A 17335-nucleotide genomic window follows, 5' to 3' on the forward strand; every position below is an offset into this window, starting at 1 on the left:
GTTTCCGCGGACGAAGCGCTGAGCCTCCTCGTCGCAAGCTCCTGCGGGGTCTCATCACTCCGTTCTACCGCAGGAGTCGCCACCTTGCGCTCCAGATCCTTGAGTGAAGGGATTACTACGCTTGTTGGGGTTATACACCGCTATTCGTTTTGATTAGACTTTGTCTACACTCTGAACGTCTCCGAAAAACGGAGACGTTTTTTTTGCTTTCTTAAACCCCTAGATACTCTTCCAACGTCATGCCTTTTTGATAAATTTCTGTAGCAATATCTTTTCCAACATAACGGAAATGCCAAGATTCATGCATATAGCCCGTGATTTGTTCACTGCCTTCCGGATAGCGCAGAATAAATCCATATTTATGGGCATTAGCTGCCAGCCATTTGCCCCCTTCAGTGTCACCAAAGGATGCGGAAGCCCAATGCTGCTCTTGTCCGGCTTCACCGATGTCAAATGCGAGACCTGTCTGATGTTCCGAGTAGCCAGGGCGTGCACTGTATCGGTCTGCCGCTTGTTGGCCATCCTTCGCTACATAACCTTCGTACAATTGTTTTTGCCGTGCAAAATCACGATATGTACTGAATGCTGACAGGTTGAGACCGTCTTCCGCTGCTGCGGCTTTCATCGTTTCAAAAGCTGCACGCGCTTCCGGCACTTCTCCGGGCGCATAGGTTTCAGGCAACGGATGCTGTTTGTTTGCGAGTAACACGCCATTGACCAAAGTAGGTTCTACAGGCAATGCACTGACTTCCGGATAGACCGTAGCATCTGTCTTTCCCTCTACTTCAGGTTTTTCTGCTGCTGGCTCCTCTTCCCTTGCTTCCGGCTTTTCGGGTTCAGTTGGCGCTGCCGCATCCTCTTTCGGTGTTTCTATAGCGGGCTCTTCAATTGTTACAGCTTCCGCCAATGCTTTCATACTTTGCTCGACATCCCAGTCGTGTACGTAAAACCATACTGCTGCAAGAGCAGCCATAATTGCTGACACACAGATCACCATCCATTTTATATAGAACTTTTTGTTGTTTTGTTTAATTTTATCCATGAACTTCATGCCAAGCCTTCCTTCTGTCAACTTCTTTATTATTCTACCATGCTTATTGTTGAATTTCTTCTTCGATGAGCTCTATTTTCTCTATGCTTGAACCTGCATACCCAAAAAACATGAGCCATATTCACGGGAAATGACATGCTGTTTGCATTCACTTTGTTTATACGACCCCCATAAGCATGAGGTTTTTTACGAAAAACTGATTATAAATCTAGAAGGAGTGGAAACATTGAGTCGTATTACTGAATGTGATATCCAGGCATTAATGAACCAATTGGATACACTACTTGAAGAACGAATGAAAGAACAGTATGAATATACAAAAACAGCGTAATCTCAGTAAATGAGATTACGCTGTTTTTTATTTCTATACCAAAATAGTCGCCAACACCACAAAGAACAAGATGCCAAAGAGAATGCTCATGCCAAGCATCCACTTGGCTTCCCGGTGCATGCCTTGTGCCTTCATATGGCGATAACGGAAGCTGTTTGTCAGAACGAACAGCAAAGTCATAAACAGTACCGCTACTTCCAGGTAACCGAATATCAGAAACGTTAATGCGGTGACACTCAACAGCCCAATCCCGATTCCTTGCAATAGTTTCATATTCACGTAAGCATCCTCCAAAAAAGAAAGCCGGCAATATTTGCCGGCCAGCCATTATTATTTTTTTTCTTCTACTGCTTCAAGCGCTTTTTCCGGATGGTTCGAATAGAACTTGCGACCAATGAAGGTCTGAATGATCAGTAAGATCCCTCCGACTATCCAGTAAACCGGTAAAGCTGCCATCGATGTAAATGAAATGAACATGATCATGATTGGCGAAATATAAACGAACAGTTTCATCTGCTTTTGCTGCTGTTCAGGCATCGTCCATAAAGACACTTTTGCCTGGAAGAAGTAAACTGCTCCGGCAATCAAAGTCATGATCACATCGGGTGAACCGAGGTTAAACCATAAGAACTCGTGGGAGCGAACATCCGGTGAGTACAGAATAGCAAAATAAAGACCCATGATGATTGGCATTTGAATAATGACAGGCAAACAACCCATGTTCAGCGGATTTACTTCATGTTTCTTATAAAGACCCATCATTTCCTGCTGCAGTTTCATCTGTTCATCTTTATCCTTTGTTTCTTTCAAACGCTTTTGGATATCTTCCATTTCTGGACGCATTTTATCCATCTTGACTTTCATACCTTGCTGGCGTTTGTATGTGCGCAGCATGAAAGGCATTAATACTAAGCGGATAATGATCGTAATGACAACAATGGCCATGCCGTAGCTGCCACCGAACAATCCGCCTAAATAATCTAAAGAGATATCAAATGGTTTTACAAATATGGAATAAAAGTATCCCTCTTTGTTTTCAACAGCGGAACAACCACTCAATAAAACAGCAGCAATAGCCATCATCATTAATAATGTAATTTTCTTTTTCAAATTAGTCACCTTCACCCTTTTCAACTACTAAGAAGTATAACGATAAGCGCAGCAAAATTCAATCCATGGACAGAACACTGTTTGATTTTTTAAGTTTTGTGACAAAATTACGGCTTTGCATACCGCAAGATGAACCGGCACTTTTCAGCTGTTATCTTCTGAAAAAAATCCCCGTTTCCCTATAACGGCGAACCACAAAGCCAAAGTGATATGCGAAAGGAAAATCATTAACCAAGTAAATCCAGTTGGACCAGGGTGAAAAGTGAGCAAGAAAAAAAGGAGAATTTCTTCTCCTTACTTGGCGTTTGGTAGTGTATAGCGGAAATATGGAATGTGTTGGCTGTCACGGAATTGTTTTGGCGTGACTGCGGTATATTTTTTGAAGATTCGTGTAAAGTAGCTTTGGTTGCAGAAATGAAACTGCTTGGAAATATCTGAAATGCCTTTGTCGGAATGGCGCAGATAGTATTGTGATTCTTCGACACGGCGGACGTTCAAATATTCAACAAGGGTAATACCGGCATGCTCTCTGAAAATCCGGGATAAATGGCTTGTTGAAATATTAAAGTGCTTGGCAATCTCCTCGACTGACAAATCGCGCTCTACCTCATCATTAATGTAGATGACAACTTTATTGACTGTTTGATGGCCAAAAGACGGCTGCTTGCGCTCAGAAATAATCGATACAAAGAATTCGATCAACTCATCTGCCACAAACATGAATTCTGAATCATTCATATGCTTATCCACTAATTCTACACAAGCTGAATTAAAAGCGAATGCTTTCTTAGGTGGTACACGCATTTCGTATAGTTTGCGCGCCATGACGGAAGACAGAATAATGTAATAGTTGCGGATCGAGCGGATGATGTCTTTTTCCGAGCGAAGAGAAAGCATATCAATCAATTCTCTCAAGGTTTCTTTTGCCCGCTCTTTTTCAAGGTGGTGAATCTCATACATTAACTGTGTTTCAATTTCAAAAAATTTATCCAACCCTTCAATTTGGTTTAAACTTTCTGTTTCATTCATAAAGATTTTCGAAATGGTTTCTTGAATGGATGGTGCGGTGATAATATTCATCGTTTCCCCGTCTTTCTTTGTACAAGTTTTTGCAGCGTTGTTTCAACTATATACTGAAATAACCTAAAATAATAGCGATATGCTGCTGATTTTGTAATTTTTTTGTGTAATTTGCTCTACTAATCTAATACATTCCTTATGCCATCAGTAACATTTTAATACAAAATTTATACTAAATATAACGAAATCGTTTTAAAAAGGTTTCATTTTTACTTCATAAAACTCAATTTTAACAGGAATGTAAAACAAACCGAAAAAAATAGATAGTTTGTTTTAAATTCCTGCTTGGCAGTCGAATAGATTTCAGCGTCTGCACCTTGAAATCCATTCGGTAATGTATTTAGCTGTTATTTATTCATCTTTGTCCGGTGGGATTAGCGCACGGATATGACGCGGCAATACTTCAATGACAAATGGCGTTTTGGATCCCTCATCACCATCTATGTTACAGGACAAAGGTTCATTGGTTTTAATTGACACTTTTGTTGTATGAACTGCCTCTACTGACGGATCTTCTTCCAGCTTGCCTCTCAACACCGATGTTGCAATGCGGATAAAGCTTGGCAATGCTGCATTTTTCACAATATACAAATGCAGCAAACCATCATCAGTCAAAGCTTCCGGCGCTAATTTTTCAAAACCGCCTACTGAATTTGTCAGTGCGACTAATACCAGTTTCGCTTCTCCAGCCCAAGTCCCATGATCATGCTCAATCTCAAAATAGGTTTCTGTATCTGCTGTAATGGCTTTTATACCTTCAAGAAAGTAGGCTAAAGCTCCCAATTTGGTTTTCAACTCCGGATCAACATCATAAGTGGATTCTGCAATATCTCCGATTGCCAGTATGTTCATAAAGAAATGGTCTCCGACTTTCGCGATATCCACTCGCTTTTCATAACCGGTTTTAAGTGCTTCGATTGCTTCAGGCGGATCTAGTGAAATTCCGAGAGCCCGCGCAAAATCGTTGACAGTGCCAAGTGGAATCAATGAAAACAACGGCTGATGCGGTTTTTCCGCTAATCCGGATACAGCTTCGTTGATGGTGCCATCGCCGCCCATCGCGACGACGAAATCGTATTCTTTTTCACAAGCTTCAGCTGCGAAATGAGTCGCATCTTTCGCCTTCTGCGTTTCTCTCGTATCCACTTCATAGCCCATTGAGACAAGCGTTTCTTCGACTTGTTCACGGTATTCTGCAGCACGTTCTTTTCCAGAAGATGGATTTAGTATAAACATTGCTTTTTTCATCATCAGACCTCCGATGGTATAATAGAGCTATAGCTATCTTTACCCCTGAATCAGGGTGAACAAATCCTAAAACTGCGATTTGTTCAAGAAAGTAGGAACTGTCTTGCGAATCTTCGTTTATATTATTATCTTTTTTGCGTTTTTCGACTTATTTGCCCAGCTTCCCATCATGAGCACCTATGCGGTGTCATTGGGTGCCAGCCCTTTTATTGCTGGATTGGCAGTCGGCATGTATTCGCTGTCTAATACATTCGGGAACGTCATTTCCGGTATTTTTTCCGATCGAAAAGGGCCTTTTGCAATTTTAGTCATCGGCTTATTGTCGACCAGCTTCACCTTGTTCACATATTCTTCAATCGATGGTCCATATAGTCTGCTGGCTGTCAGATTTCTTCATGGTTTGGCAGCCGGACTTACGGTGCCAGCAGCTTTCACTTACCTGGCCAACCACACTGAACCCACAAAACGCGGAAAAGGTGCGGCTTTGTCAGGTGCTTTTGTCGGATTGGCAGCCATTCTTGGACCCGCTTATGGAGCCATTTATGCAAGCCGAAACGATGTTCCGCAAACCATGCTTCTGACTGGAATACTGATTTTGCTGATGGGGATAGCTGCATTTTTCACATTACGCCAGACAGCCGTAAAGAAAAAAAAGGCAGTCAAATACGCGGTTTCTCTAAAGGATATCTTAAAGAACAACGGGTTGATCCGCTCTTTTTCAGGTGCTTTTTTTCTGATGTTTTCGCAGGGAGTCCTGGCTTATATGCTGCCGCTTAAAGTTGAAGGACTTGGGATGGATTCCCAGCTCAGCGGTTTGCTGCTCAGCACCTTCGGATTAACGGCCATACTGGTGTTTCTGCTGCCTGTCAATCGAATTTTCGATGCCGCCAGGCCCATTTACACCTTAATCGCCGGCTTTGCAGTCATGGGCGCCTCACTGTTCTTCCTGAGTGCTGTATCGGTTGAGTGGCTGTTATATGCCAGCATGTGTGCCTACGGATTGGGCTTCGCTCTGCTGTTCCCGTCGATCAATTCCATCCTGATCGATTCAACGGATCCTGCATCCCGAGGTCGGGCTTACGGTTATTTCTATGCATTCTTTTCCATCGGTGTCGTAGCCGGTTCCGGTATTACGGGTGCATTTGCTTTAAGCCCCAACCAGGGATTTATGGTCAGCGGTTCGCTATTAATGGTTGTCGCTTTGCTTAATGTGCTGACTTTCAAAAAATAATTGGCAGTAAAAAGGATGGTCCAGGACCATCCTATTCTTATAATTTATCTGTATCGATTTTATTTTCAGGTGTAGCTGAAGATGTGTTTTCGGATTTCTCACTGCTGTTATCGTTCGATGACAGCTTCATGTCGGCCTTTTCTTTATCGAGCTTTTTTTGCTGCTGTTCATTGTAGTACTGAACGCTTGCTGAGGCGCCGCCTTCTGCAACCATCTTGTTTTCGCGCTTTTCTGTGGTGCTTGGTCCATCAGCATTGTCCGAGGTCGGATTGCCTTCTTTATCAAGGTTTTGCGATTCCATATAAGAATTCACTTTCACCTTCGCCTCATTGAAAGCTTTTGTGGCTTTTTCACGGTTTTCAGGATTTTTGAAATATGCATATGCTCCTGCAGCTAACCCTGCTAATAAGAGACCTCTTCCTCTTGCCATTTACAACACTCCTTCATCTAATTTGTTTATTATTTAGTAAATACCCTATTTTTCATAAGCTAATCTTTTTTTATATGTCAAAAGCATTACATTTTACTATGCGTAAGTTTCATGTCCACATGTGGAATCCCGTCTTCATCGTAGCTGTCTGAGATGGATTGGAATCCGAAAGATTGATAGAACTCCTTCAAATATACCTGTCCTTGCAACTGAATTGCCGAAGCCTGCCATTCCTCCAAAATATAGTTGATGCTGCGCTCCAGCAACTGCTTCGCAAAGCCGCGCCCTCTGGCATCTTCACGTACGATGACCCTGCCAATGGAAGGCAGCTCGTATTTCACTCCTGCCGGAACCAGCCGCGCATAGGCTAATACTTCATCATTTTCACTGTACAACAAATGAATGGACCGCTGGTCTAAATCGTCCAGCTCGGGGTAGGGGCAGTTTTGTTCAACCACAAACACATCCACACGCAGCTTTAACACCTCATATAATTTTTTAGCAGTTAGTTCATCGAATCGGTAGGTCTTCCAGTCCATATGTTACAGCCTCCTTTTACTTCTATTATTCCACATTAGTGGCTATTGGGCTCTTTTTTTGATATGATTGCAGAAACAATTTCAGAGGTGATTGCATGATTCGTACAGGTACATCCGCAGATATCACATCTGTTCAGGAAATTGCCAAAGTTAGTTGGAATGACACTTACACTGGCATCATTCCACCTACAGTCCAACAAATTTTTCTGGATAAATCATATTCTACTCCAATGATGGAGATGCGTTTAAAAAGAACCATTATATTGCTGGCGGAACACGAAGGCCAGCCCGTTGGTTTCGCTAATTTCACGAAAGTGGACGAAGATGGTGATGCCGAGCTGATTGCCATTTACATGAAACCGGAATTTCAACGCTCCGGCTATGGTAAACAATTGCTCAATAGCGGCCTGAGTTACCTGCTTAACGGCAACCAGTTATTCGTCTACGTAGAAAGCGAGAATATGAAAGGCCGTAATTTCTATGAAGCAAACGGTTTTGAATTTTTGGAGGAATTCGAAGAATTGTTCGAAGGCCATCCTCTCCAAACCGCCAAATATGTCTATGATTTAAAAGCACCTGCCCTATAGGCAGCTGCTTTTCTTGCAGACACATCAAAAGAGACGTTCAGGCTGAAAATGCCTGAGCGTCTCTTTCTCTTTTCGCACTTTCTCTGTTTTACAGCGGACGATAAGGCGTATCGTCATCGTTGCGGGTTGTTGCATCGTCACGGCGTACTTCGTCTTCGCGGCGCACTGATTCTTCTTTGCGGCGAAGTTGATCCTCCTGGTACTTGAAATCATCATCTCGTACATTTTGATTGTTTTGCACACTCGGTTTGCGTACAAAACACATGATTGCAGCGATATAGAAAAGAATGGAAGTTAATGATAGTAACCCCGCAAACAAACCAGCCAAGATAAAGAAGACACCGGCAATGGATGCTTTCCCGCTTTTCCGGAGATTAACTAAGGCAATAATTGCTAGAATTGTACTTAACGCCAATAGTGCAATCAGCACCCATCCCATTACGCCGAAGCTTGCCGACATCATGTCCATGACAACCTGTGCTTCTTCCGGAGTTGAAAATTCCGGATTGGCCATCATTTCCTCTTCGATAAACTGCTGGAATTCCGGGGTACCTTGAACGTTCGCATAGCTGGCCATCGCAAAACCGATTAAAGCGATAGCTAAGATATTAAAGATGATTCCGATAATGCCGAGCACTTTCTCTCCCGCTCTGTTCACCGTGTCTTGATTCATTTAATCCACCTCTTTCTTTTTACTTTTAACCTCTTAAATGTAGTAGACGTATAAATAAGAGATTTGCTCATATACTTACATTGTTCCCCTATTAAAATTAATAAAACCTGTTTAAAAAACTGCCAGTCGGGTATTTTATTAATATCAAGCATTTGAAAGGGGTTCTAAAAAATGGAAAAAAAACTAATTTTTAATCAAGCGGATTTCATGTATGGTGTTGGTGGAGCTTCAGTTTTAACAGCGATTGTTTTCTTTATGACAAGCATTTAAAGCGGAGGTAACAAATGAAAAACTACATAATCTTCAATTAACAAAGCAATCCACTCGACTGACAGCGGATTGCTTTTTGTGTGTCCATTATTCCATTTTCATGATCAACTAAAGTGAAATCCCCATTGTAGAAGAACTTTGATTATATTTTGACGTCATCGTATTCTTTATAGCGGTCAAAAGCCGTCACTGCATAAGAACAGACCGGTTCCATTTTATAGCTGTGTTCACGTGCGTAGTCTGCTGCCTGATCTAAAAGCTTCTTGGCCAACCCTTTGTGGCGCATCGCTTCATCAACAAATGTATGCTCAATGACCATGACATCCGCCAACTCTGTCCACGTGATTTCCGCTTTCATTTCCCCTTCTTCTTCCAGACGGAAGGAAAATTCGTCGTTTCCTAATTCAATCAATTTAAAATTCATCTTCCATTCTCCTCCTATTCACTGGTTAATATTCAATGGGCGAAGAGATGCTTCGATCTGAGCGCGTTTCGGCTCCAAAAATGGCGGCAGTGCAAGCTCTTCTCCTAAAGCATCCATCGGTTCGTCCGTTGCGAAGCCTGGCTCATCTGTCGATAATTCAAAAAGAATCCCATTAGGCTCCCGGAAATAAATTGCCTTAAAATAATAACGGTCGACTTCGCCGGAAGTTACAAAACCATTTGATCGCAAATAATCATTCCACTTGCTGTAATCTTCGTACGTTTTTATACGGAACGCAACATGATGGACACTTCCTCTGCCGGGACGTTCCGGCGGAAGGTCTGAACGCTCCTCTAAGTGTATTTCGCCAGCGGGACCGCCTTTTCCTGTCGAAAAGACTAAAATATCTTTTTGTCCCTCTACAGTGGATGGATAGCCACCTACCTGTTGAAATCCCATAATGTCTGTCAAAACAGCTGCAGTTTTATCGCTTTTGCGGACCGTCAAGCGGACATGCCCCAATCCGATAATCGCAAACTCTTCCGGAATTCCGGACTTGGTCCACGGTATTCCATATTCAATGCCGTTGCCGTCATCGGCGACAAGCATCAATCTGGAGCCTTCGAAATCCTGGAAAGTTAAAGTTGCACGATTGAAGCGCTTCTCAATGCTGCCATGGGGAACCTGCAATTCAACAAAGCGTTCAATCCAATAATCCAGCGCTCTTTCACTTTTTACACGGAATGCGGTATTGCTGATACTTGAAACACCGGGGCGTGTCCTTCCGGCCATGGGAATATCGAAATACGTCATGTCACTACCCGGAGTTCCGACAGCATCAGCGTAGAACAGATGATAGGAAGATGGATTGTCCTGATTGACGCTTTTCTTTACTAAGCGCATTCCCAGTATCCGTGTAAAAAAGTCATGGTTAGCGTCAGCATTAGCTGTTATAGCAGAAACGTGGTGAATTCCTTCTAATTTCATCCTTAGTCCCTCCCAATTATCTTGAATTCGAGATATTAATTCAATGTTATCACTGTCTTTTATCGGGTGCAAGCCATTAAACTCCAACAAAAAAAACAAGCAGACCCTGAAATTCAGGGCTTGCTTGTTCCAATTAATTCATCCAGCCGCGTACTGTATCAGCTAAATTTCTGAAGAACTTCTTCACACTTTCCCAAAATCCTTCGTCGTTGACGATTTCGCCAATTTTGTCTTCAATGGTCTTGCTCAAGTCTTCCAACTGGGTTGACCACTGTGAAAAATCGATATCAAGCTGTCGGATTCGGTCCATCAGATCCACCAATAATTGACGGTCTTCCGGACTTAATTCGATTTGAAGATTGCTCAATTGCTCTTCGACTATTTGTTCCACTTCTTCACGCGTAGCCGGATTTTGCTCTGCAATCTGCTTTTTGATTTCAGTTAACAGTTCGCTGACTTTAGCCTCTTCCACGCCGCCATCTGCCAGTTCAGTTGCAACGGTCAATTCGTCGTTTGCGACATCTGTCCGTTCGGGATCCAATTCTTCGCCGTTCACTTCATACGCTTTGTAGATTCCTACGAGCGCTGAATGGCCGGTTACTGCTTTGGGTGCTGCCACTTCTACAGTAGCGTTTTCAATACCTGCAGTGAGCATGGCATTGGCGTACATTTCAGACGTCACTTGTGTGATGTTGTCGGGAGTCACGATTTCAATGACCAGACCAGCACCTTCATCTTTGCGGGTGATCTTTGCAGATGAATACATGTTCGCACGGGAGTCGCCATCTTTGATGTAGTTGACCAGGTCCTGTCCGGTCACTTCAATTTCTTCCACATCCACTTCTCCTGCAACATCCAGGCTTTCAGCAACAGATGCTTTTTCATCAGCTGATAAATTGCCTCCGTAAACTACGATCGGCAGGCCAAACTTTTCATTGATGCCGACATTTGCCGAACTGTATGACGGCAGCATAATAGACAGAGTGAACAGTAATGCTATGACAGTGAGTAATTTTTTCATTTTTTATTGCCCCTTTCTTTAAATTAATACGAAATTAACTTAAAAAGGTTCCTTTACTTCGTTGACTTGGTCCATCCTTCTTCTTGGGTGATCTGGCGGTTTTTATACAATTTGCCGAGTGCACGCTTGAAAGCCGCTTTGCTCATACCGAAGATTTCTTGGATTTCGTCCGGTGAAGATTTATCGGTAAATGGCATCTTGCCGCCCGATTCTTCGAGATAACGCATGATTTCATCCGCGTCATCTGACAAACGTTCCTGTTTTCTTGGAAGCAACGAGCCGTTAAGTGTACCATCGTCTTTGACATCGATGATGCGGACGGTTTTTTCTTCCCCAAGGCGTGGTTCTTCATGGCGTTCTGTTTCGTGAACGAAGATCCGGTACATTTCAGGTACTGACAGCATGAAAGTACCAACCGGCAACAGGCGGTAAGCGCGTGCCTGCAAGTTTTGATTAAAAGCGGTTCCCGGTGCCGGCTGCATCAGTTCCAGAACTTTTTCTTCAGTTGCGAGACGCCCGTACAGATCACCGTGGCGATCTGTACGAAGTGTCATAAAGATATGGTCGCCCTGCTTTGGCCATAATTCCATGATTTGTGGAAGATCGGCTGGCAGTAGATAGACTTCGCGTGTTGTGCCGATATCAACTACTGCGCCTTCCCGAGGTGACACTTTCAAAACTTTCGCCCAGCCGTATTCACTTGGCAGGATGTGAGGAATCATCGGCGTGGCCGAAACGCCTCCTTGGCGGTTGCGGTATAGAAAGACTTCAATCTCTTCTCCGATTTCCTGGCCTTCTTCTATTTCTGACGCATTCATCATCACTTCATCGCCTGAACCATCTGATAAAATCCATTGCGATGTCGAACGGTCTTTTACTTGTAATGTCGCTTTTAATCCTGGGTGTAAAGCCATAATAAGCTCCTCCTATTTTTATTAACTGTCTTTTCCTTCTTTTTTCAGCTGTTCGAGCTTCTCCCTAAAATCCGGGCTTTCTTCCAGCAGTTGGACCAAATCGGCAATCCGATCGATTGAATTCCAGCTCAAATGGTGTTCGATTCCTTCAACGTCTCCATAGATCCGCTCTTCTTCCACACCAATCAACTGGAGAAATTGCTCAAGCAAACCATGCCGTTGCAACAACCGTTTTCCCAGTTTCTGACCTTTTGGCGTCAACACTAGACCTCGATAACGTTCGTATATCAAGTATCCGTCCTTATCCAGCTTCTGAACCATCTTGGTGACAGAAGAAGGCAACACCGATAAGGCCTCCGCGATATCCGATACACGCGCATAGCCCTTTTGCTCAATTAATGAATAGATGATTTCAATATGGTCTTCCATACTTGGAGTAGGCAAAATTCTTTCCTCCCTCACGTAACTATGTTCAGTTTACTATACCGCCATCATTGAAACAACTGAACTTGGGTGTCCTTGTAACAGTCCGTTTTTTCAGAAAGGTTTAAGCTAATTGCGGTCAGGGTAGTTATTACTATAAACAAAATAGTTATTCTTGAAAAGGTAGGTGAAAAATATGGGACGCATTCTTTGGATTATTTTAGCAGTTATTATCGTAGTATGGCTTATCGGATTCTTAATGGACGTAGCAGGTGGACTAATACACATTCTTCTAATCATTGCTGCAATCGTTCTGGTTATCAATTTAGTAACTGGACGTAAAGGCGTATAGCCATAGCATTAACTGAACGCACAAGGCTGTTCCCAAAGTCATTTATTATGACTTTGGGAACAGCCTTTTTTTGTTTTCTTATTTAGGATGCTCCAGTTTTAAAAGCGGGAAGAGAAAAACATCAGCCTTTCTCTTACCGCTTTCCAAAGAGCTTAACCGCTCCCCTAATTGTTCTTAGAGCCGGACTCTATTTTCTGACCTTAGCGTAAACACAGGTATCCCGGAGCTTATTCCCTACCCTGGAAACCGCATCATTCCGCAAGATGCCTTCCAACTCGAATTGCAGCCGGTTGGCTACCGCACGGCTGCGGACATTGTCGGGGTCACAACGGATTTCGACGCGGTTGGCTCCGAGTTCTTCAAAAGCGAAACGTGTGATGCGTTCGACCGCTTCTGTAACAAATCCTTTGCCCTCGTAGCGGCTGTCAACCCAATAGCCAATCTCGAATTTGCGTACTTCCCAGTCGATGCGATGAAGCCCTGTAGAACCGATAAACTGTCCGGTTTCCTTCAGAAAGAAATGAAGCCGCAAATCCTTGCGCAATTTAAAATCCGCCTCAGCTTCAACCAAGGTCGCTTTTGTTTCTGAAAGGTCAGGCTTTTGCTGTGCAAATGGCAGCCATGGCCGGAATGCCTCCAGAGAATGCATGACCGCCTCGTAACTGGCCTGTGCGTCTTCTTTTCTTGGCGCACGGATCAGTAAGCGCTCCGACTCGAATTCTTCCGGGAAATCCAGCAGTATCGGATTGAACGGCGGCTCTTTGATTTCTGTTACGTTGTCGTCCCACAGCACCGGCGTTGTGATTCCCGCCTGCCAGTCTTCGCGGGTCATGCCATAAGTCACTGCATCATAATAGCGGTTTTCCCTTGGAGAAAACCAGGCTTGGCGCAAATGGGCCTCTTTGACAAAGCCGGTACGCTCAAAAGCTTTGCGCATGGCAAAATTGTCATGCCGTGTATTGCCTTCCAGACGAATTTTCTTCTCTGGCAGCGAGAAGACAAAATCTGCGACCAACTTCAATGCTTTCGGTCCATAGCCTTTGCTGCGGTAAGGATCTGCAATCCGCAAATCGAAAAGTGGGATGTCGTCCTGCAAATCAAAGATTTTCACTAAGCCCACCTGCTGTTTTTCTTCATCTTCAATCCAGAATGTCGTCACTTGATCCGACTTATAGCCGCCCTCTTCAATCGTTTTTTCGATCAAAGCCCGGACAGGATGCTCATGCCCATGAAAAGGCCACGAGTTGGTTGTCATAAAATGAATCAGCTGCTCTTGTTCTTCCATTGTCCACTCTGTTAACTTCAATACAAAACCTCCAAACGTACCTCACTTCTGAACTTTCACAAGACGCAATGCATTCAAGATTACTATGAGCGTGGCACCCATATCTGCGAAAATCGCAATCCACAGTGTCAGCCAGCCTGGAATAATTAACAGCAATGCAATGATCTTGAGCCCTAATGCAAAGACGATATTTTCTTTTATTATACGCAATGTCTTTCGGCTGAGTCGAATTGTATAAGGAAGTTTTTCCAAATCATCGGCCATCAGGGCGATATCCGCAGTTTCCAGCGCTGCGTCTGTCCCTGCTCCGCCCATCGCGATGCCAATGCTTGATGCAGCCAGAGCCGGTGCATCGTTAATGCCATCACCGACCATAGCAACTCGGCCGTACTGCTTTTTCAACTCTTTAATTGCAGATAGTTTGTCTTCAGGCATTAATCCCGCCCGGACATCCGTTACACCGATTTCCGCTGCAATAGCTGTTGCCGTTGCCGGATGATCCCCTGTCAGCATAATGGTCCCTTTGATGCCCATTTCTTTCAGTTTCTTAATGATTGAAGGGCTTTCTGTGCGAATGGCATCTGCTACGGCAATGATTCCCAGCAGCGCTGTTTCTGAAAATACAGCGGTAACGGACTTTCCACTCTCTTGCAGTTTACGCGCTTTTTCCGGAATACGTAAGCCTTTTTCTTCTGCCCAATCCAAACTGCCGACGTGGATAGTTTCTTCATTAACCAGTGCATAAGCACCTTTGCCCGTAACCGAGTTAAACTCTTCAGAAGCATAGACACCTGCTGCTGCTTTTGAAATGGCTCTTGCCAAGGGATGCTGTGACATGGTTTCCACTGATGCTGCCAGTTTCAGCAGCTCTTCATTGGCGATGGTACTTTGGGTCAGAACGTCTGTCACTTCCGGATACCCTTTAGTCAATGTTCCCGTTTTATCAAAGGCGACTGCGTTGATCCGGCCGGTTTCTTCCAAGTGAACGCCGCCTTTAATGAGTACTCCCTGACGCGCGGCATTGCCGATGGCTGTCACAATGGCGACCGGAGTTGACACAACTAACGCACATGGACAACCCACTACAAGTACTGCCAAGCCCTGGTAAACCCACAGTTCCCAATTACCGGTCACAAAGCCTGGGACCAATGCTACGAAAAAGGCGATGGCGATGATGGCTGGTGTGTAGTATTTGGCGAACTGATCGATAAACTTCTGGGTCGGCGCTTTTTCGGCCTGCGCTTCTTCTACAAGATGGATGATTTTTGCGATGGTAGTGTCTTCCACACGTTTGGTAACGGTGACTTCGAGTGCCCCTTCATCATTCATCGTACCGGCAAAAACTTCATCTCCGACAGTTTTGACCGCAGGAAGCGATTCTCCTGTAATGGCTGCTTGGTTGACCGCCGACTGCCCGCGAAGGACCGTGCCGTCCATGGCGATTTTCTGCCCCGGTTTGACGATCAAAATATCTCCGATTCGGATATCTTCCGTATCCATTTCAATCAATTCACCGCTGCGCTGAATGAGTGCCCGTGCCGGAGCCAGATCCATCAGGCTGCGGATCGACTGGCGCGCTTTGTTCATGGAGAAGGACTCTAATGCTTCACTGACAGCGAAAAGAAATACCACAACAGCGCCTTCACGCCATTCGCCGATAATGACTGCACCAATAATTGCGATTGTCATCAACGTTTTCATATCAAACTGCAATGTGCTGAGGTTTTTCAGCCCGGTCCAGAACATATGGTAACCACCGATTGCCATGGAACCGCCAAACAGCGCAATGGACCAGGGATGCGTTTCGCCGATTTGGAACGAAACAATGATTCCCGCTATCAGCAGCAGCAGCGAAAGAGCGGTCTCTATCGTCTGGCGACGCTGATAGAAGGGAACATGCTGGACTTTTTCTTTTTCAGGATAAACACGGATATGGTCGAAGGCGCCTGCTTTTTCAAGCGCTTCAATCGTCACATTCCCGTCGATGGTCAATTTGGAAGCACCGAAATTCAAATTGACATCCTTGATATCAGGCAAGTCACGGACATTCCTTTCAAACTTGGCCGCACAACTGGTACACGATAAATTTTCAAGGCGGTAGGTTTTAACCATTTTCCACACCTTCTTTCGTGTGTTCATGAGCGATTGTCACCAATTGGCGGACATGGTCATCCGACAAGGAATAGTAAATCTGCTTTCCTTTGCGCTCCGACTTTGCCAATGCACGCTCCCGCAGATAACGCAGGTGATGGGAAGCGGTCGCTGTGGAAGAGCCAATGACCGCAGCAATATCACAGACGCACATTTCTTCTTCTATCGTTAAGGCATATGCGATGCTCAATCTAGTTTCATCCGCCAGCGCTTTAAATAAATTTGCTACATCCCCTAAATCGGTCATGCGCTTCTGGACGCGATCGACCGCTTCCGGATGGACTTTTGTCACTTCACATACTTCTTTCATGCCGCACCTCTTTCATTCAAATAGAGATTTGATTGTTTCCATCAGTATATCTACTCCACCCACTACAGTCAAACGAATGTTTGAATGAATTACATTTACTTCCTAAAAAGACGATCCAGTTTCAAGTTATTGTTTTGGAGAGCATCACTTTCGCCTAAATCTCCAAAGTGAACGCCCGCAAAGAAGGAATGGAATCCAACGCGTCGAATAGATATACCATACACGGGCAATTGTTTTTTGCTTCTTCCCAAAACTTCGTCTCCGCATTCGATAAAGTTGAAGCCGCCAAAGGAGTTATCCTGAATTACTCAGATGCGGCTGTCTGGGACGATTCCGGTATCGGTGCAATTGACCGGGTCATGAATAAACTGTTGAAATTGTCGGTTTGAATGTCTCCAGCCAGAAGCTCGTGGATAAGTCAGCGACATCCGGCAATGCAGGCAAGAACACACATTAAGGGGGGATGCTCCATGTATGAGAAAATCTTAGTTGCAGCTGACGGCTCCGATCATTCAAAAAGAGCCGCTCAAGAAGCTGCCAGAATGGCCAAAGCCAATCCGCAGGCTTTCGTCACTTTGCTGTATGTCATCGATTATGAAAAAGCACGAACCGAAATTCTCCATGGCCAAAGCAGTGACGAAGTTCATTTGGAACGCCGTAAATATCTGGTGCCGCTCGAAGAAATCTTCAGTTCTGCGGGTGTTGATTTCGAAACCAAAACGCTGCATGGCGTTCCTGGCCCAACCATTGTCAAGCATGCCAATGAAACCGGCTATGATGTCGTATTGATCGGCAGCCGCGGATTAAACGTGCTGCAGGAGATGGTGCTCGGCAGCGTCAGCCATAAGGTGGCCAAACGCGTTCAAGCTCCTGTCATCATCGTCAAATAAACCCAGCCGCTTTTCGGATTTTCCGAAA

General features: G+C 44.4%; 21 protein-coding genes. 5 read left to right on the forward strand and 16 right to left on the reverse strand.

The annotated features are described in order from the left end of the window. Positions 1 to 211: 211 nt before the first annotated feature. The 5 genes from J7I83_RS07745 to J7I83_RS07765 form a co-directional block, all read right to left on the reverse strand. Entirely contained in the window at positions 212 to 1051 is an 840-nt protein-coding gene (locus tag J7I83_RS07745; RefSeq protein ID WP_483313431.1) for a M15 family metallopeptidase, read from the reverse strand. A gap of 364 nt (positions 1052 to 1415) precedes the next feature. Further along, positions 1416 to 1655 carry a hypothetical protein gene (locus tag J7I83_RS07750; protein ID WP_251047544.1) on the reverse strand — a complete coding sequence of 80 codons (240 nt, stop codon included), beginning with the start codon at positions 1653 to 1655 and terminating at the stop codon, positions 1416 to 1418. A gap of 57 nt (positions 1656 to 1712) precedes the next feature. After that, positions 1713 to 2492 (reverse strand): membrane protein insertase YidC, encoded by a 780-nt coding sequence (gene yidC / locus J7I83_RS07755; protein WP_215100131.1) that lies wholly within the window; start codon positions 2490 to 2492, stop codon positions 1713 to 1715. 294 nt (positions 2493 to 2786) lie between these two features. After that, complete coding sequence (locus J7I83_RS07760) at positions 2787 to 3572, reverse strand: helix-turn-helix domain-containing protein (RefSeq protein WP_215100132.1); 786 nt, start codon at positions 3570 to 3572, stop codon at positions 2787 to 2789. A gap of 351 nt (positions 3573 to 3923) precedes the next feature. Next, positions 3924 to 4820: a diacylglycerol/lipid kinase family protein gene (locus J7I83_RS07765; protein ID WP_215100133.1), complete on the reverse strand. Its 897-nt coding sequence runs from the start codon at positions 4818 to 4820 to the stop codon at positions 3924 to 3926. Positions 4821 to 4923: 103 nt separating this feature from the next. Between J7I83_RS07765 and J7I83_RS07770 the strand changes: the two genes are divergently transcribed. Beyond that, a complete protein-coding gene (locus J7I83_RS07770; RefSeq protein ID WP_215100134.1) occupies positions 4924 to 6051 on the forward strand; it encodes an MFS transporter in 1128 nt (375 codons plus the stop codon). A gap of 37 nt (positions 6052 to 6088) precedes the next feature. Here the strand turns inward: J7I83_RS07770 and J7I83_RS07775 are convergent, their stop codons facing one another. Together J7I83_RS07775 and J7I83_RS07780 are read right to left on the reverse strand one after the other, a co-directional pair. Beyond that, positions 6089 to 6481 (reverse strand): hypothetical protein, encoded by a 393-nt coding sequence (locus J7I83_RS07775; RefSeq protein ID WP_215100135.1) that lies wholly within the window; start codon positions 6479 to 6481, stop codon positions 6089 to 6091. An 86-nt stretch (positions 6482 to 6567) separates the two neighbouring features. Then, positions 6568 to 7020, reverse strand: a complete 453-nt coding sequence (locus tag J7I83_RS07780; RefSeq protein ID WP_215100136.1) for a GNAT family N-acetyltransferase — start codon at positions 7018 to 7020, stop codon at positions 6568 to 6570. Between the two features lie 95 nt (positions 7021 to 7115). Here J7I83_RS07780 and J7I83_RS07785 point away from each other — a divergent pair, with 95 nt between their 5' ends. Further along, complete coding sequence (locus tag J7I83_RS07785) at positions 7116 to 7607, forward strand: GNAT family N-acetyltransferase (protein ID WP_215100137.1); 492 nt, start codon at positions 7116 to 7118, stop codon at positions 7605 to 7607. Positions 7608 to 7695: 88 nt separating this feature from the next. Here J7I83_RS07785 and J7I83_RS07790 read toward each other — a convergent pair whose 3' ends face one another. From J7I83_RS07790 to mntR, 6 genes are all read right to left on the reverse strand, one after another. After that, positions 7696 to 8280: a DUF4064 domain-containing protein gene (locus J7I83_RS07790; protein ID WP_215100138.1), complete on the reverse strand. Its 585-nt coding sequence runs from the start codon at positions 8278 to 8280 to the stop codon at positions 7696 to 7698. Positions 8281 to 8692: 412 nt separating this feature from the next. Then, positions 8693 to 8974, reverse strand: coding sequence for a GNAT family N-acetyltransferase (locus tag J7I83_RS07795; protein ID WP_215100139.1), 282 nt, complete (start codon positions 8972 to 8974; stop codon positions 8693 to 8695). Positions 8975 to 8992: 18 nt separating this feature from the next. Continuing rightward, positions 8993 to 9961, reverse strand: a complete 969-nt coding sequence (locus J7I83_RS07800; RefSeq protein WP_215100140.1) for a ring-cleaving dioxygenase — start codon at positions 9959 to 9961, stop codon at positions 8993 to 8995. 133 nt (positions 9962 to 10094) lie between these two features. After that, the gene (locus tag J7I83_RS07805; RefSeq protein WP_215100141.1) at positions 10095 to 10982 is read right to left on the reverse strand and encodes a DUF1002 domain-containing protein; all 888 of its coding nucleotides are present in this window, start codon (positions 10980 to 10982) and stop codon (positions 10095 to 10097) included. 53 nt (positions 10983 to 11035) lie between these two features. Next, a complete protein-coding gene (locus J7I83_RS07810) occupies positions 11036 to 11896 on the reverse strand; it encodes a CvfB family protein (protein ID WP_215100142.1) in 861 nt (286 codons plus the stop codon). A 21-nt stretch (positions 11897 to 11917) separates the two neighbouring features. Continuing rightward, positions 11918 to 12340, reverse strand: a complete 423-nt coding sequence (mntR, locus tag J7I83_RS07815) for a transcriptional regulator MntR (RefSeq protein WP_215100143.1) — start codon at positions 12338 to 12340, stop codon at positions 11918 to 11920. A gap of 175 nt (positions 12341 to 12515) precedes the next feature. On the opposite strand from mntR, the gene J7I83_RS07820 reads away from it, so the two are divergent. Continuing rightward, positions 12516 to 12671 (forward strand): lmo0937 family membrane protein, encoded by a 156-nt coding sequence (locus tag J7I83_RS07820; RefSeq protein WP_146558271.1) that lies wholly within the window; start codon positions 12516 to 12518, stop codon positions 12669 to 12671. Positions 12672 to 12858: 187 nt separating this feature from the next. Here J7I83_RS07820 and J7I83_RS07825 read toward each other — a convergent pair whose 3' ends face one another. The 3 genes from J7I83_RS07825 to J7I83_RS07835 are packed head-to-tail and all read right to left on the reverse strand — an operon-like array spanning position 12859 to position 16417. Beyond that, positions 12859 to 13977, reverse strand: a complete 1119-nt coding sequence (locus tag J7I83_RS07825; protein WP_215100144.1) for a GNAT family N-acetyltransferase — start codon at positions 13975 to 13977, stop codon at positions 12859 to 12861. A gap of 21 nt (positions 13978 to 13998) precedes the next feature. Then, entirely contained in the window at positions 13999 to 16068 is a 2070-nt protein-coding gene (locus J7I83_RS07830) for a heavy metal translocating P-type ATPase (protein WP_215100145.1), read from the reverse strand. Beyond that, positions 16061 to 16417, reverse strand: a complete 357-nt coding sequence (locus tag J7I83_RS07835) for an ArsR/SmtB family transcription factor (RefSeq protein ID WP_215100146.1) — start codon at positions 16415 to 16417, stop codon at positions 16061 to 16063. Before J7I83_RS07835 ends, J7I83_RS07830 begins: the two co-directional genes overlap by 8 nt. Positions 16418 to 16605: 188 nt before the next feature. Here J7I83_RS07835 and J7I83_RS17795 point away from each other — a divergent pair, with 188 nt between their 5' ends. Both J7I83_RS17795 and J7I83_RS07845 read left to right on the forward strand, forming a co-directional pair. Beyond that, on the forward strand, positions 16606 to 16806 hold the full coding sequence (locus J7I83_RS17795; RefSeq protein ID WP_251047530.1) for an STAS domain-containing protein: 201 nt from the start codon (positions 16606 to 16608) through the stop codon (positions 16804 to 16806). Positions 16807 to 16887: 81 nt separating this feature from the next. Continuing rightward, entirely contained in the window at positions 16888 to 17307 is a 420-nt protein-coding gene (locus J7I83_RS07845) for a universal stress protein (protein WP_215100147.1), read from the forward strand. Positions 17308 to 17335 lie beyond the last annotated feature (28 nt).

Source organism: Planococcus sp. ISL-110, from assembly GCF_018613575.1.
Lineage (GTDB): Bacteria > Bacillota > Bacilli > Bacillales_A > Planococcaceae > Planococcus.